The sequence below is a fragment of the Fibrella rubiginis genome (assembly GCF_017353185.1).
Lineage (GTDB): Bacteria > Bacteroidota > Bacteroidia > Cytophagales > Spirosomataceae > Fibrella > Fibrella rubiginis.
This window is the reverse complement of sequence record NZ_JAFMYV010000009.1, coordinates 87,403-101,959: the sequence shown is the minus strand read 5'-3', so window position 1 is coordinate 101,959 and position 14,557 is coordinate 87,403. Positions and strand designations below refer to the sequence as shown.

Genomic DNA, 14,557 nt, shown 5'->3' with positions numbered 1-14,557 from the left:
GGTTCAAGGTTGGTTGCACTCGCGTAGAAATTTCTCAATGGTTATTGGCTGTCCTATAACCCTACGCGAGTGCAACCAACTTTAGACCTTAGACTTTGGACATTAAACTTATTTTACTTGGTCCAGAAAGAGGTAACGGTCCCGGTGGGCCTCCTGCTGGGCCTGCGTGTTCACGTCGATGCGCATGACGGGGGCGGGCTTACCCGGTGTTATGGCCTCCCAGCGGGGCATACCGGCTTTATTGGGGTTGCCTGTCTTGATGAAATTGGCAAAATATGCCATCATCGTCTGCGACACTTTCTGGTCGTCGGGTGTCCAGGCATATACTTTGTTCGATCCCAGATTACCCATAGCGTACTCAATCTCGGCCGAGTGTACGGCGCCTTTCGGTGGCGCCTGCTTTGGGGCCGAGGGGTCTGCGTTTTTCACAACACCACCCGCAAGGCCCGCCGTAGCGTTACCCATTTCGGGTACCATAGCCGGACGCGGACGGGCGTAGAAATAGCGATACACCGGTTTGCCACCGGTCTGGCTGTGGAGGTCGGTCCATTTCCAGGTGCTGAAGCCAATAAACCGATCACCGGCCAGGTCAGTAGCTACCTGCTCTACGTCGGCGTCGGTGGCGGGAGCATAGAGTTTCAGGATTTCTGTAGACCGGTCGCCGTAGAGTTTTTGGACCGCTTTGGTGTAGTTAGCCACCGTGGGGGCGTCGTTGCCCAGAATGGCTTTGTAGCCTGACTCTTCCGAGTTCCAGCCCGCCAGCAGCGGCACGTGCGCCTGTTCACCCGCCATGAAAATAGCAACTACCGGCTTGGGAAAGAAGTACCCATCAACGCAGGGACTGAAACGGGGCGTACCGGGTTTTGCCGTCGTCTCCAGGAGTTGATCACCCGGCATAGCCCGCAGAGCCGCCAGCGTGGGTGCGCCAATGCTTTCGCCAAATTTTACGCCAATGGCTTCGGCATCGGCCAGGGTAACGGGCGTTAACGTACCCAGCAATGAGCCGCTTTCGCCAATGGCGCCGGCGATGAGGTTTTTCGACAACGGCGAAGCCATCTGCGCGCTTACCGACGTTGACCCCGCCGATTCGCCTGCGATGGTCACCCGCTTGGGATCACCGCCAAAGGCCGCAATGTTTTTTTGCACCCACGCCAGGGCAGCCTGTTGATCCAGCAAACCGTAGTTGCCCGAGGCGTGGTTCGGCGATTCTTTGGTCAGTTCGGGGTGGGCCATAAACCCGAATACGCCCAGCCGGTAGTTGACCGTGAGGGTCACAATACCCTGCCGGGCCATAGCCTCGCCGTCGTAGCGCGGCTCCGAACCGTCGCCCGCCATGTAGCCACCGCCGTAGAAATACACCAGCACGGGAAGCTTGTCGGCGGGCGATTTGGCGGGTGTCCAGACGTTGAGGTACAGGCAATCTTCCTTTACGCCGTCGGACCGGAAATTCATGTCGCCGAAAATGGCCCGCTGCATGGCGCGAGGGCCAAAATGATCGGCTTTGCGCACGCCCGACCAGTTTTTTGCGGGCTGGGGTTCGCGCCAGCGCAGGTCGCCAACGGGCGGGGCGGCAAATGGAATGCCTTTGAAGGCACGCAGGCCGCCGGTTTCGGCTACGCCTTCCAGAATGCCGTTGGCAATCTGAACGCGGGGGGCCATGTCGGTTTTCGTCGACTGGGCCGGGGCGACGGTGGAAAGGCCAACAAAGGCCAGGAATATGGGTAGGATGACTTTCATAAAGTAATAGAGATAGAGGTTGGTACGACGTCAGGGAAAGGTGCCGGGAATTGGGAAATACTGGTATCTTGGGTAGCCATGCTTAAATCACGTCTCTTTATAGTCCTGCTGTTGCTTCCCGTTTGGTCGGCTGCTCAGCATACGGCTGCCCCATCGGCCAAAACGAAATCACTCCAGAACCTTCGCCAGCAACTTGACCAATATACGCAACTAGCGCAAGGCCGGGTGGGTATGGCAGCGACGGTGCTCGAAACAGGCGAGTCAGTGTCTATACGCGGCGACGAGCGGTTTCCGATGCAGAGCGTCTACAAATTCCCCATCGGGATGGCCGTGCTGCACCAGGTTGATCAGGGAAAAGTAACGCTCGACCAACTTTGTCATGTCGACAAAAGCGAGTACGTTGGCCGTCAGCAGCACAGCCCGCTCCGCGATAGCCTGCCCAACGGTAGCGACATCCGCATTGGCGACCTGCTGCGGTATGCTGTTTCGCAAAGCGACGGATCGGCCTCCGACGTGCTCATGCATCTGGCTGGCGGACCAATGGCGGTGATGGCTTACCTGAAAAGTCTAGCTATCAGGAATATTCGGGTGATGAATACTGAAAAAGAGCTTGGTCAGGACAACGCCGTGCAATACGCCAACTGGGCCACACCCACGGATATGGTATCACTCCTGAAAGCATTGCAACAGGGGCGGGGTCTCTCGCCTGCCAGCCGGGCGTTTCTCCTGCGCCTCATGACCGAAACGCCCACCGGCCCCAACCGCCTTAAAGGTCTGTTGCCACCGGCTACGGTCGTGGCGCATAAAACGGGCTCTTCCGGCACCCTGGCTAACCTCACCGCCGCCACCAACGACGTAGGCCTGATCACCCTCCCCAACGGCCACCACCTCGCCATCGCCGTCTTCGTGTCCGACTCAAAAGCCGACACCCCCACCCGCGAGGCCGTCATCGCCAACCTAGCGAAGGTAGTTTGGGAGCATTGGCGGTGAGGGGGATTAGGGGTTGGTTAAGAGGGTAGGTTACTTTCCTGCTAGGATCTACCTCACCCCCGACCCCTCTCCTGAAACCAGGAGAGGGGAGACTTACCATAACACAGCTGATTATAGGGTCTACCTTGAGTTGCAAAGTTTCCTAACTCGTCTCCCCTCTCCTGGTTTCAGGAGAGGGGCCGGGGGTGAGGTAGATCCTAGCAGGAAAGTAACCTACCTCTTAACCAACCCCTAATCCCCATCACCGCGCCACTTCGATCTTGTACTTCTTGCCCTTCATTTTCTCGTGCTGAATCCGGTTGAGCAGGCTATCCACTTTGGTGGCGCGGACGGCGGCGAAGGAAATGAAATCCTGCACGTCGATGCGGCCGAGGTCTTCTTTGGCGAGCTGCCCTTTCTGGGCGAAAAAACCCACGATATCCACTTTGTTGAGCTTGTTTTTCTTGCCCCCGCTGATGTAGACCGTCACGAAATCGGGCGGTTTTGGCAGGGTTGTTTTGGCCGGCAGTGTCACCTCGTCCAGGTTTTCGGGCAGGAAAAACGGGCGCGGTTCGTCGGATGTCATAATCACGAATGCCGTGCCGGTGGTTTCCATTCGGGCGGTGCGGCCGTTGCGGTGCGTGAACTCGTGGGGGTGCTGCGGCAACTGAAAATGTACCACGTATTTCATATTGGGAATATCCAACCCTCTGGCAGCCAGATCAGTAGTAACCAGATAGCGCACGCTGCCATTGCGAAACTGGAGCAGTGCCCGCTCTCGGTCGTCCTGTTCCAGCCCGCCGTGGTATACCATCGTGCGGATGCCCCGGTCGGTGAGCGTGTCGCGGATTTGGTCGGTGGTGTCGCGGAGGTTGCAGAAAATGATGGCGGGTTCAGAGTCGAGCGTACCCAGTAGGCGAAACAGTGTGTCGAACTTGTCCTGTCCGGCCTTCACCAGTTTAACCGTCAGGGCCGGTTCGGCGTCCTCATCGGGCCGGAAGGTGAGCTTGGCGGGGCGGTTCAGTCCTACAAAATCGGGTATACTAATACCCGACGTGGCCGACACCAGCACCCGCTGCCGGAGGTTGGTCAGCCCCTGAATAATAAACGCCATTTCGTCCTGAAACCCCAGCGTCAGCGACTTGTCGAACTCGTCGAGTACAAGGGTATGGATACCTTCCAGCGAAAATGTTTTGCGGTCGATATGGTCGGCAATGCGGCCGGGGGTGCCAATGAGCAGGGCAGGCGGGTTGCTCAGGTTCTTGATCTCGGTAACCATGTCGTGCCCGCCGTAGCACACATTGACCTTGTAGCCCGTCGCCATCTTTTTCCACACCTGCTCAATCTGCAGGGCCAACTCCCGTGAAGGCGACAGGATCAGGCACTGCACCATAGAGGATTGAGCATCAAGCAGTTTCAGCACCGGCAACAGAAATCCAACCGTCTTCCCCGACCCCGTGGGCGACACCAGAAACGTGTCGGTGCCGGGTGTGATGGCCTGTTGGGCAGCCAGTTGCATTTTGTTTAGGGTAGCAATGCCAAGATTAGCCAGAACGGCTTCCGGCGATGGGGTTGTATTCATGTGAGCAAAGGTACGGCGGTGCAGTGCCCGATTTGCAATCGGGCACTGTACAGACAAGATACAGGCTGAAGCCTGTGCTACATTGCCGTACCTTTGCCCCATACAACCAATACCATTATGACGTTTGCCGAACTGAATCTGACCAAGCCACTGCTGAATGCCCTTACCGACAAAGGGTACGAAACCCCCACCGTGATTCAGGAAAAGGTGTATTCGGTGGTGATGTCGGGACGCGACGTCTGCGGTATTGCGCAGACGGGTACGGGCAAAACCTTTGCCTACCTCCTGCCCTGCCTGCGGCAGTACCAGTTTACCAAAGACAAAACCCCGCAACTGCTCATTCTGGTACCCACCCGCGAACTGGTAGTGCAGGTGGTCGAAGCCGTGCAGGAATTGACCACCTACATGAACATCGTGACGGTGGGCGTGTATGGCGGCGTGAACCTGAAACCGCAGCAGGCGGCTGTCCATGCCGGGGCCGACGTGCTCGTAGCTACGCCGGGCCGTCTGGTCGATCTGCTGTCGGCGGGGGCGGTGAAGATGAAAGCCTTGAAGCGGCTTGTCATTGACGAAGTCGACGAGATGCTGAACCTGGGGTTCCGGGCGCAACTGAAGGTGATCCTGGATCTGCTGCCCCCCAAACGGCAGAACCTGCTGTTCTCGGCTACCCTCACCGACGAGGTGGAGGCCCTGATGAACACCTACTTCAACGCGCCGGTCCGGGTAGAGGCCGCCCCCGTGGGCACGCCGCTGACCAACATCCGGCAGTCGGCCTATGCGGTGCCGAATTTTTACACGAAAGTAAACCTGCTCAGCCTGCTGCTCCGCACTCACCCCGACATGAACAAGGTGCTGGTGTTTGTGGCTACCAAACACCTTGCCGACGAACTGGTGGAGGAAATGGACACGCAGTTGCCTGGTCAGGTGGGGGTCATTCACTCCAACAAAGCACAGAACGCCCGTTTTGCCGCCGTCAACGAATTTCAGGCGGGTACCATCCGCGTGCTGATCGCTACCGACATCATTGCCAGGGGATTAGACATCGCTGAGGTGTCGCACGTCTTTAATTTTGATCTGCCTGAAGTACCCGAAAACTACATCCACCGCATTGGTCGCACGGGCCGCGCCGACCGGCCGGGGGTAGCTATCGCGTTTATTACCGAAGCGGAAAAAGAAAAGCAGGCAGCCATCGAGGCGCTGATGAACTACGCCATCCCGATGCTGCCGCTGCCCGACGATCTGGCCATTTCGAGCGAGTTAACGTTTGCCGAACAACCCCAGATCGACATGAAAACGATTCAGGTGAAGACGGTAAAGCGCGATGATGTCGGCCCGGCGTTTCACGAAAAGTCGGCCAAAAACCAGAAAGTCAACGTCCGCCGCGACTACGCCGCCGAGAAAATGCGCAAGTACGGCCGGCCGATTAAGCGTAGCGGAAAAAAGTAAATAAAGAATGTCCTTTTCCACCCTCGGCTTGTCCGAATCGCTGCAACGAGGCGTTGCTCAACAAGGCTACGCCGACCCATACCCCATTCAGGATCAGGCCATTCCGCCTATTCTGGCGGGGCGCGACGTGCTGGGCATTGCCCGGACGGGGTCGGGCAAAACGGCGAGTTTTGTTTTGCCTATTCTCGAAAAGCTGCAGGAATTTACCGTCACCAAAAAGCAGCCTGTACGCGTGCTGGTGGTGGTGCCCACGCGGGAACTGGCGGCGCAGGTGGCCGAGGTGTTCCAGACGTTTGGCGACTTTGTCATGCGCGGCGTGAAAACGGTGGCCGTCTTCGGTGGGGTGCCCATTGCCCCGCAACTCGCCGCCGTGCGCGGGGCCGACGTACTCGTAGCCACCCCCGGTCGGTTGCTGGACCTGGTGGCGCAAAAAGCCCTTAAACTGTCGTCGGTGAGCATACTGGTGCTTGATGAAGCCGACAAAATCCTCGACCTGGGTTTCGCCGACGAGATGAAACAGGTGTTCGAGTTGCTACCCACCGTGAGGCAAACGATCCTGTTTTCGGCCACCCTCGGCGACGGCGTAAAGGCGATGGGCAACAACGCCCTCCGCGACCCGCTGTCTATCGAGGTGCCTGAAGAACCGCTTGATATTGAGCAGATTAAGCAAACGGCCTATCGTACCACGCTCGAGCGCAAGGGTGTTCTGCTACGCTACCTGATTAAAACCGGTAAGCTGAAACAGGTACTTGTTTTCGTTTCCTCCACCCGCACCGCCGATAATGTGGTGGCTAAGCTAGTGAAAAACGGCATTCAGGCAGCGGCTATGCACGGCGACAAATCGCAGGCGGCCCGCACCGAAACGCTGAACAAATTCAAAGCGGGCAAGCTCACCGTGATGGTAGCTACTGACCTCATTTCGCGGGGCATCGACATTCAGTTTCTGCCCCACGTGATCAATTTTGAGCTGCCCCGTTCGCCCAAAGATTATGTGCACCGTATTGGCCGCACAGGCCGCGCGGCTGCCTCTGGCGAAGCCATCTCGCTCATCACGCCTGACGATGAGCATCACTTCAAAATCATCCAGAAAAAAATGGGTAAGCGCGTGGACATCATCGACACGGCTGACCTGGCCCTGACGGGTTATTGATCCTGTTGCTATGCTCCCATTCGTTCAGACCGCCCGGCTTTTTATTGCTCCGCTGACCGTCGACGACAGCGAGTTTATGCGTGAGTTGGTGAATACAAAAGGCTGGCTCGATTTTGTTGGTAATCGGCATGTTTATTCCTCTGAAGACGCACGCAACTTCTGTCAGGATATTATTAATTCACCCACCCGGCATTATTCGGTTGTGTTTAACAACGAGAGCAATTTGCCCATAGGGATTATCTCTTATGTGAAGCGCGATTATCTGGATCATCACGATATTGGTTTCGCTTTTCTTCCCGCATACATGGGCCTTGGCTACGCCTACGAGGCCACCCGTGCCGTTTTGCTTCAACTTGGGCAACAGCCCCTGCTGGCTACTACGGTACCAGACAATGTAAATTCAATGAAATTATTGGCGAAACTTGGGTTTAAGTTCGACAAAGAAATAAGCAGAGGAGGCGATAAATTAGTGGTGTTTAGGTTAAAAAAAACCGTGTATTAGCAGCAATAGATATTACTTCCGCGTGGCTACATCCGTCAGCGACGCACTCCTGTCAACCCTACTGCTCCAGGAACAAAAGCGCGGGTTCATAGCTTTTATTACGTACCAACGTCTTGAAAAAACTATGAAAACCGGAATTCATTTTCTGCTCCTGACCTTAATGGCGCTGCCTGTTCTGAGCCAGAATAAGCCCGCCAGCACCACGCCGCCAGCGGTTGTCTCCGTTGTGGAAGGGCTTACCGGCAAGCAGTTTGTACCCGATACCAGCTATACCGCGCTGTCGGCCGAAGACGCCACGCTGCTGGCTAAAGAACCACGCGCCAACTGGGATATACCCCGCGAATCGGGCAAATACATGACCTATTCAAACCTGGTAGTGGGCACACGCTCCTATCAGCTGCTGATTGCCAAAGCACCCAAAGATGAGTTTGCCACGGCCACGCTGCTGCGTTACGCTACGCCCAAATCGAAACCGGAACCCATTGCCCGCGGTACACTCAAGCCAAAAGCAGCGGACGTTAAACCGACTGAAAAACCCAACTGACGGCCAGTCGGGTTGGCATGGGCCGGTACCTATGGCTGCTGCGACTAGACAAAGGCACGTATCCAGTGCCTGATGTCCAGATCGCGCAGCAGCTGATCCTGAGCCGGGCTGTTGGCCAGTTCGTCTAGCTGTGTCAGCGTTTTTGTCGACAGTTTTCCGTCGAGCCAGTGTTGCACCAGTTGCAGGACAAACTGTTCACCACGGGCTAAGGCCCCCGTCGACTTCATGGCCCGCCGCGCCGACCGCAGGGCATACACCAGGTGGTCGGCGTTGCCCAGCCGGGCTTGAATCAGCAGGTACAACAGGCGGCTTTGCGTAGCCAGGCCCGCCGGCAGTGAGCGCATGGGCAGGGTAAGCACCTGGTTGAGCTGGTGTAGCGCGGCACTTAGCTGTCCCTGCCTCATGGCCAACCGGACGAGAGCCAGTTGAACGGTGGTTCGCAGAAGCAGGGGCAATTGAGTTAGTTCACGGGCAAAATCCAGAAAGGCGGTGGCCGACCTATCCGGCACCAGTGCCTGTGCCTCGGCCAGTTGCCCCTGGTCCAGGTGCATCAGAAGCGAGTGAACAAGTGCCTGGTAGCGAACAACCTGACTTAATCCGGTCGCTGAAACCACCAGCCCGTTCAGCCGGTCAATGTAGAAGTGCATTTCGTCGAACCGTTCCAGCAGGCGGAGATCAGACAGAATACCGTCGATGAGCTGAACGTAATACATCGGCTGTTCGGCCCAAAGGGTTGGATTTTCCTGGAAAAGCCCGTCCAGTTCCCGATACACCCGCAGGCTACCCGCCCCGTCGCCGATCATGCGCAAATAGGCCGACTGGAAGTGCAGATGCTGTTGCCGCATGGCAAATGATGTTTGTTTCTGCCGGTTCAGCAACTGGTATTCTTCCAACAGTAAATCGTTGAGCCTCAGCGTATCAGCCGGTTGGCTTGCCACCCCGAAGGCTCGGTATCGGTGCAGCAGCGTTTCGTAGAGTGCCGCATGCTGCCAGGCCGTTTGGCTGCGGTCGGCCTCCTGCCGAATCAGCGCATGCTGGGCAGCCAGCATAGGCTCATCAACACCGTCGAATTGAGCACGTACCCATTGTTCTATCTGCTGCCTTGCGGCCAGCACCACATACGGGCTGCGTTCGTACTGAAGGGCCAGCCGTTGCACTTTGGTCAGCACCGCCTGACTAGCCTGCACCAACCCCCGGTCGTGCAGTAGCTGACTGTCGTGCAAAAGTTGCCCCAGCCGCACGTCGATCCGTTTGTCCTGCTCAAATTGCCGCAATGCCTGCATCAGCATGCGGTAGAGGTGTTTGCGGGCTGGTTCGAGCGTGGCACCGGGAAAACGACGCGCCAACGCCGTGGTCAGTTCCTCGCCGGGTGTTTCGTGCTTGAGCAGGCAATCGAACAGGTACATGAAACCCGTTTCTCCCGTTGTTTTTCCCAGTTCCAGCCGACTGTACCGCTTTTCGGCCTTCGACAGCGAATGAACCAACGGATGAAGTACATCTAACGTCATACCCAATAATGAATCTGATAGCAATAGCTAAAGATATGGCTAAAAACTGGCCTTGCTGCCTTGAAATATCATTATATGCGTATATCACAGCCCATTAGAAATAGCCATACTGCTTGGAAAAAGGCTTTACAGGGTGCAACTATTCCATAGGTTTGTACAACTTCTTACCAGCACTAGTTATGGCTTCTTCGGTTTGTGTGATTGGCAGTTCCAACACCGACATGGTCATCAAAGCCGACAAATTGCCCGCGCCGGGCGAGACGGTCATTGGCGGCACCTTTCTAATGAATCCCGGTGGCAAAGGGGCCAATCAGGCGGTGGCCGCTGCCCGGCTGTCAACCCCTTTGGCCGGGCCAATTACGTTTGTGGCCAATGTGGGCAACGATGTGTTCGGCAGGCAGGCCCGCCAGCAGTTTGAGCGCGAGGGTATCCGTACGGATTTTGTCACCACCGATGCCGACGAGCCGTCGGGAGTTGCCCTGATCGGGGTCGACAGCCGGGGTGAAAACAGCATCATGGTGGCATCGGGGGCCAACGCGCGATTGGGTCAGGCGCAGGTAGCAGCGGCGTTATCGGCTGAAAACGAGGCGACGGTGATCCTGATTCAACTGGAAACACCCCTTGCCGTGGTCGAGTACGCCATTCGGCAGAGCCACGAGCGCGGCATGCGGGTAGTGCTTAACCCGGCCCCCGCCCAACCCATCGACCCGGCGGTGCTGCCTTTTCTGCACGTGATTTCACCCAACGAAACCGAAGCGGAACTGCTTACCGGCATCCGGGTGATCGACGAGGCCACGGCCCGGGAAGCCGCCCAATGGTTGCACAGGGCTGGGGTGCCCAACGTGGTCATCACCCTGGGGGCACGCGGGGCCTATTTGTCCAGCGCCGACGGGGCGGGCATGGTAGCCGCGCCCCCCGTTACCGCCGTAGATACTACCGCGGCGGGCGATTGTTTCAACGGTGCGCTGGCCGTGGCCCTGGCCGAAAACCAGCCCCTGCCCGACGCCGTGGCTTTCGCCTGCAAAGCTGCTTCCATTGCCGTTACGCAAATGGGCGCGCAAGCCTCCATGCCCCACCGGCGGCAGGTAGACTCCCTTCCCCTACTCACGGCAGAACAGTAAACCATTTATACCATGAAAACCCTCCTTCTAGTCCTCAGTTTACTGGCCCTGACTGCTTTTGGTCCCACCCCCCAGCTAGCCAAAACCGTTGTACTCAGCAAAGCTATGCTTCAGGACAAAATCAACGGTGGCTGGGCCGGTCAGGTCATTGGCTGCACCTTCGGCGGCCCAACCGAATTTCGCTTTCAGGGCACTATGATCAATGATTACCAGCCGATTCCGTGGTATGATGGCTACATCAAAAAAACCATGATCGATATACCTGGTCTGTACGACGACATTTACATGGACCTCACGTTTGTCGATGTGTTTGAAAAAGAAGGCCTCGACGCTCCGGCGGCGGCCCACGCCAAAGCCTACGCCAACGCCGATTATATGCTCTGGCATGCCAATCAGATAGGCCGTTATAACATCCTGCACGGTATCATGCCGCCGCAGTCGGGTCATTGGCTCAACAACCCCCAGGCCGACGCCATTGACTACCAGATCGAAGCCGACTTTGCGGGTCTGATGTCGCCGGGTATGCCCAACACTGCCTCGCGGATTTCCGACAAAATCGGCCACATCATGAACTACGGCGATGGCTACTACGGCGGGGTCTACATGGGTGCCATGTACTCGCTGGCCTTTGTATCCAACGACGTCAACTACATCGTGACCGAGGGGCTGAAAACCATTCCGAAGGAGGCCAACTTCTACAAATGCATCGCCGACGTGATCCGCTGGCACAGGCAATACCCTGCCGACTGGAAACAGGCCTGGCTGGAGATTCAGAAGAAATGGGCCGACGACAAATCCTGTCCGGAGGGTATCTTCAGCACGTTCAACATCGACGCGTCGCTCAACGCCGCCTACGTGGTTATGGGCCTGCTCTACGGCAACGGTGACTACACCCGAACGCTGGAAATAGCTACCCGCTGCGGGCAGGATTCAGACTGCAATCCGGCGTCGGCGGGGGGTATTCTGGGCACGATGCTGGGGTATAGCAAGATCCCGGCCCGGTGGAAAATGGGGTTGGCCGAAGCCGAAGACCTCGACTTCAAATACACCACTATGTCGCTCAACGACGTCTACGCGCTGGGCATGAAACACGCGCTGCAGGTGGTGGAACGCTATGGCGGCAAAGTCGTGGGCGATCAGGTAACGATTGTGCAGCAAACACCCTCGCCGGTGGCCCTGGAGCAGGGTTTTGTGGGGCATTTTCCCGTTGACAAGCGGACCATCAACAAAGCACTGACCAACGAGTTGACGCTTGATTTCGAGGGAATTGGCTTTGTCCTGAACGGCTCTGCCAACCGCAAAACAAGTAAAGACGCTGACCATGATTTCCGCGCCGATCTGTATATCGACGGTCAGAAAGCAGAAACCATTCTCTGGCCCACCGCCGACAAAACACGCCGGTTTAACCTGGCCTGGAAATACCAGCTGCCCCGCGGTAAACATCAACTCCGCGTGGTGCTGCAAAACCCCGTAGAAACCGCCAGCGTAAACCTGAGCTACCTCGTGGTGTTCGACGACAAACCCGTATCGGTACAATATTAGACCCCCTTCCTCTATGTTCATCATTCAAACCTACGGCCTGGCCGTCCTCTTCTGTGTCATCACCATGCTCTGCTGGGGGTCGTGGGCCAATACCCAAAAAATGGCCGCCGGCAGCTGGCGGTTCGAGCTGTTTTATTGGGACTATGTGCTCGGCATTGTGCTGTTGGCCTTGCTGTCGGCCCTGACGCTGGGTAGCCTTGGCACAGGGGGCCGGTCGTTTATGGCTGATGTTGGGCAGGCCAGTTCGGGGAATATCGGGCTGGCCATTTGGGGCGGGGTGCTATTCAACGCGGCCAACATCCTTCTGGTGGCGGCCATGGCCATTGCGGGCATGGCGGTGGCGTTTCCGGTGGGCATTGGCCTGGCGCTGGTCATTGGCGTAGTGGTCAATTACTTCTCGGCACCCGTAGGCAACGCCGGGCTATTGTTTGGTGGCATGGGCCTGATTGTGGTGGCCATTTTGCTCAACGCCTACGCGTATCGGCAAACGGCTTCGGGCACGTCGGGTACGTCTACCAAAGGGCTGCTGCTGGCTATTGTGGCGGGCTGTCTGATGGGCCTTTTCTACAAATACGTGGCCCAGTCGATGTTCCCGAATTTTGAGCAGCCCGAACCGGGTAAGCTCAGCCCCTACACCGCCGTGGTCTTTTTCGCGGTGGGTATTCTGCTCAGCAATATCGTCTTCAATACGCTGCTCATGTTCCGCCCGTTTGTGGGCACGCCGGTCAGTTACGCCGATTATTTCCTCGGTAGCGGGCGCGATCACCTGACGGGCATTTTGGGGGGCATGATCTGGTGTCTAGGTATGTCGTTCAGCATTCTGGCGTCTGACAAAGCCGGACCCGCCATCAGCTATGGGCTGGGGCAGGGTGCCACGGTGGTAGCCGCGCTCTGGGGCATCTACGTCTGGCGCGAATTCAAAAACGCCCCCACCCGCGTGTTGACCCTGCTGAACCTGATGCTGCTGTGCTACGTGGTGGGGCTTGGCCTGCTCATTACGGCGCGGTAGGTCGGGCCGTGAGTTGTAATCGTATAGGGCGGCTGGGGCGGAGCGTGATCAGCGGCTGAGGCCGAACAGGCTTTTTGTCGACCAGGTGTATATCAAACGATTGCACCAATAGGGCCAGCAAAATCTGCATTTCCATCAGGGCAAACTGATTGCCGATGCATAATCTTGGTCCACCGCCGAAAGGCAGATAGGCATAGGCTGGGCGACCGGCATCGGCGCCGGGCGCAAACCGGTCGGGATCAAAGCGTTCCGGGTCGGGCCAGTTGGTGGGGTCGTGGTGAAGCAGGTAGGGACTCACCACCACCGTATCGCCCTTCGGAATGCGGTAGGGTCCAATATGGTCGTCGGCGAGGGCCATGCGGCTCATAGCCCAGGCAGGCGGATACAGCCGCATCGACTCCTGCACCACCTGCAAAGTGTAGGGCATAGCCCGAAATGCCTCTACAGGTGGCAGCGCACCCTCTTCGGTCTTTACGGTGCCCAACACACCCGCCACTTCGGCTTGCAGGCGTTCCAGACTAGCCGGGTTATGGGCCAGCAGGTACAGCGTCCAGGCCATAGACACGGCGGTGGTTTCGTGGCCCGCCGTGAACAGGGTTACGCACTCATCGCGGAGTTGCTGTTCGGGCATGCGCCGGTTTGGCGAGTCACCTGCCTCTTCGTCTTCAGCATACAGCAGCATGTCGAGCAGGTCGTCGTGGCGGGTACCGGTTTGTTTGCGGCTGGCAATGAATCCATAGATCAGATCGTCGACCTGCTTCCGGGCTTTGGCATATCGCCTGTTGTTGGGTGTGGGCCAGGACGTAGGCCACTTTATGGGCGACAACAGCGATTTATTAGCCAGCACGTTGAGCGTTTCCAGCGAATGCGACAGGCCGTTGAGGCGGTGGCTGGCGTCGGTGCTGAACAGTGTTTTGCACACGATGCGCATGGTTACGTCCATCAGGGCCTGCGAGATGTTGATGGGGCCGGAGAGGTCGCTTTGCCCCAGTTCGGCCACCCACGCTGCCGACTCCTGCACCATGGTACTGGCCAGCAGGGTAATTTTTTGACGGTGAAAAGCCGGTTGGGCCAGCCGCCGCTGATGCCGCCAGAAATCGCCGTCGCTGGTAAGCAGCCCTTCGCCCAAAAACCGTTTCAGCACCCGAAACGCGGGCGACCGGCCGTAGTTGCGGTGGTTTTCCTGCAAGACGTATTTCACATCTTCGGGCTGGAAGACCATGTACTGATTTCGTCCGCCAATGTTAATGCGCACCACCCGGCCATACTGCCGGTGCAGTCGGGTGAACATACCCAGCGGGTCGCGGGCAACGGCCAGCGTATTACCCACCAATGGCAACCCCGGATGAACAGGCACAATCGTTTCCATACGCGAAAAGCACCCGGCTAATGGGTACGCCCAAAGATACAACCGGGCCACTCCTGCAACCGGTTATGGTCTGTTTTA

General features: G+C 57.4%; 12 protein-coding genes. 8 read left to right on the top strand and 4 right to left on the bottom strand.

The genetic code is table 11. The features are described from left to right. Nucleotides 1-108: 108 nt before the first annotated feature. On the bottom strand, nt 109-1,737 hold the full coding sequence (locus tag J2I47_RS17410) for a carboxylesterase/lipase family protein (protein WP_207365873.1): 1,629 nt from the start codon (nt 1,735-1,737) through the stop codon (nt 109-111). 78 nt (nt 1,738-1,815) lie between these two features. On the opposite strand from J2I47_RS17410, the gene bla reads away from it, so the two are divergent. Next, nucleotides 1,816-2,727 (top strand): class A beta-lactamase, encoded by a 912-nt coding sequence (gene bla, locus J2I47_RS17405; protein WP_207365872.1) that lies wholly within the window; start codon nt 1,816-1,818, stop codon nt 2,725-2,727. A 241-nt stretch (nt 2,728-2,968) separates the two neighbouring features. Here the strand turns inward: bla and J2I47_RS17400 are convergent, their stop codons facing one another. After that, complete coding sequence (locus tag J2I47_RS17400; protein ID WP_207365871.1) at nt 2,969-4,288, bottom strand: DEAD/DEAH box helicase; 1,320 nt, start codon at nt 4,286-4,288, stop codon at nt 2,969-2,971. Between the two features lie 117 nt (nt 4,289-4,405). Here J2I47_RS17400 and J2I47_RS17395 point away from each other — a divergent pair, with 117 nt between their 5' ends. The 4 genes from J2I47_RS17395 (at nt 4,406) to J2I47_RS17380 (ending at nt 7,930) form a co-directional block, all read left to right on the top strand. Beyond that, nucleotides 4,406-5,734, top strand: coding sequence for a DEAD/DEAH box helicase (locus tag J2I47_RS17395; protein ID WP_207365870.1), 1,329 nt, complete (start codon nt 4,406-4,408; stop codon nt 5,732-5,734). Between the two features lie 7 nt (nt 5,735-5,741). Continuing rightward, the gene (locus tag J2I47_RS17390; protein WP_207365869.1) at nt 5,742-6,884 is read left to right on the top strand and encodes a DEAD/DEAH box helicase; all 1,143 of its coding nucleotides are present in this window, start codon (nt 5,742-5,744) and stop codon (nt 6,882-6,884) included. A gap of 10 nt (nt 6,885-6,894) precedes the next feature. Continuing rightward, complete coding sequence (locus tag J2I47_RS17385) at nt 6,895-7,386, top strand: GNAT family N-acetyltransferase (protein ID WP_207365868.1); 492 nt, start codon at nt 6,895-6,897, stop codon at nt 7,384-7,386. A 124-nt stretch (nt 7,387-7,510) separates the two neighbouring features. Beyond that, nucleotides 7,511-7,930, top strand: a complete 420-nt coding sequence (locus J2I47_RS17380) for a hypothetical protein (protein WP_207365867.1) — start codon at nt 7,511-7,513, stop codon at nt 7,928-7,930. Between the two features lie 44 nt (nt 7,931-7,974). On the opposite strand, the gene J2I47_RS17375 is transcribed toward J2I47_RS17380, so the two are convergent. Continuing rightward, nucleotides 7,975-9,438, bottom strand: coding sequence for a hypothetical protein (locus J2I47_RS17375; RefSeq protein WP_207365866.1), 1,464 nt, complete (start codon nt 9,436-9,438; stop codon nt 7,975-7,977). A 179-nt stretch (nt 9,439-9,617) separates the two neighbouring features. On the opposite strand from J2I47_RS17375, the gene rbsK reads away from it, so the two are divergent. The 3 genes from rbsK to J2I47_RS17360 are packed head-to-tail and all read left to right on the top strand — an operon-like array spanning nt 9,618 to nt 13,110. After that, nucleotides 9,618-10,559 carry a ribokinase gene (gene rbsK / locus J2I47_RS17370; protein WP_207365865.1) on the top strand — a complete coding sequence of 314 codons (942 nt, stop codon included), beginning with the start codon at nt 9,618-9,620 and terminating at the stop codon, nt 10,557-10,559. Between the two features lie 12 nt (nt 10,560-10,571). Continuing rightward, nucleotides 10,572-12,101 carry an ADP-ribosylglycohydrolase family protein gene (locus tag J2I47_RS17365; RefSeq protein ID WP_207365864.1) on the top strand — a complete coding sequence of 510 codons (1,530 nt, stop codon included), beginning with the start codon at nt 10,572-10,574 and terminating at the stop codon, nt 12,099-12,101. Between the two features lie 13 nt (nt 12,102-12,114). Continuing rightward, nucleotides 12,115-13,110, top strand: a complete 996-nt coding sequence (locus J2I47_RS17360; protein WP_207365863.1) for a GRP family sugar transporter — start codon at nt 12,115-12,117, stop codon at nt 13,108-13,110. Here J2I47_RS17360 and J2I47_RS17355 read toward each other — a convergent pair. Continuing rightward, on the bottom strand, nt 13,097-14,479 hold the full coding sequence (locus J2I47_RS17355) for a cytochrome P450 (protein ID WP_207365862.1): 1,383 nt from the start codon (nt 14,477-14,479) through the stop codon (nt 13,097-13,099). The two genes, J2I47_RS17360 and J2I47_RS17355, sit on opposite strands and share 14 nt — an antisense overlap. Between the last annotated feature and the right edge of the window lie 78 nt (nt 14,480-14,557).

Coding starts and splice junctions, on each gene's coding strand:
- J2I47_RS17410 (WP_207365873.1), bottom strand. CDS start 1,737: ATGAAAGTCATCCTACCCATATTCCTGGCCTTTGTTGGCCTTTCCACC.
- bla (WP_207365872.1), top strand. CDS start 1,816: ATGCTTAAATCACGTCTCTTTATAGTCCTGCTGTTGCTTCCCGTTTGG.
- J2I47_RS17400 (WP_207365871.1), bottom strand. CDS start 4,288: ATGAATACAACCCCATCGCCGGAAGCCGTTCTGGCTAATCTTGGCATT.
- J2I47_RS17395 (WP_207365870.1), top strand. CDS start 4,406: ATGACGTTTGCCGAACTGAATCTGACCAAGCCACTGCTGAATGCCCTT.
- J2I47_RS17390 (WP_207365869.1), top strand. CDS start 5,742: ATGTCCTTTTCCACCCTCGGCTTGTCCGAATCGCTGCAACGAGGCGTT.
- J2I47_RS17385 (WP_207365868.1), top strand. CDS start 6,895: ATGCTCCCATTCGTTCAGACCGCCCGGCTTTTTATTGCTCCGCTGACC.
- J2I47_RS17380 (WP_207365867.1), top strand. CDS start 7,511: ATGAAAACCGGAATTCATTTTCTGCTCCTGACCTTAATGGCGCTGCCT.
- J2I47_RS17375 (WP_207365866.1), bottom strand. CDS start 9,438: ATGACGTTAGATGTACTTCATCCGTTGGTTCATTCGCTGTCGAAGGCC.
- rbsK (WP_207365865.1), top strand. CDS start 9,618: ATGGCTTCTTCGGTTTGTGTGATTGGCAGTTCCAACACCGACATGGTC.
- J2I47_RS17365 (WP_207365864.1), top strand. CDS start 10,572: ATGAAAACCCTCCTTCTAGTCCTCAGTTTACTGGCCCTGACTGCTTTT.
- J2I47_RS17360 (WP_207365863.1), top strand. CDS start 12,115: ATGTTCATCATTCAAACCTACGGCCTGGCCGTCCTCTTCTGTGTCATC.
- J2I47_RS17355 (WP_207365862.1), bottom strand. CDS start 14,479: ATGGAAACGATTGTGCCTGTTCATCCGGGGTTGCCATTGGTGGGTAAT.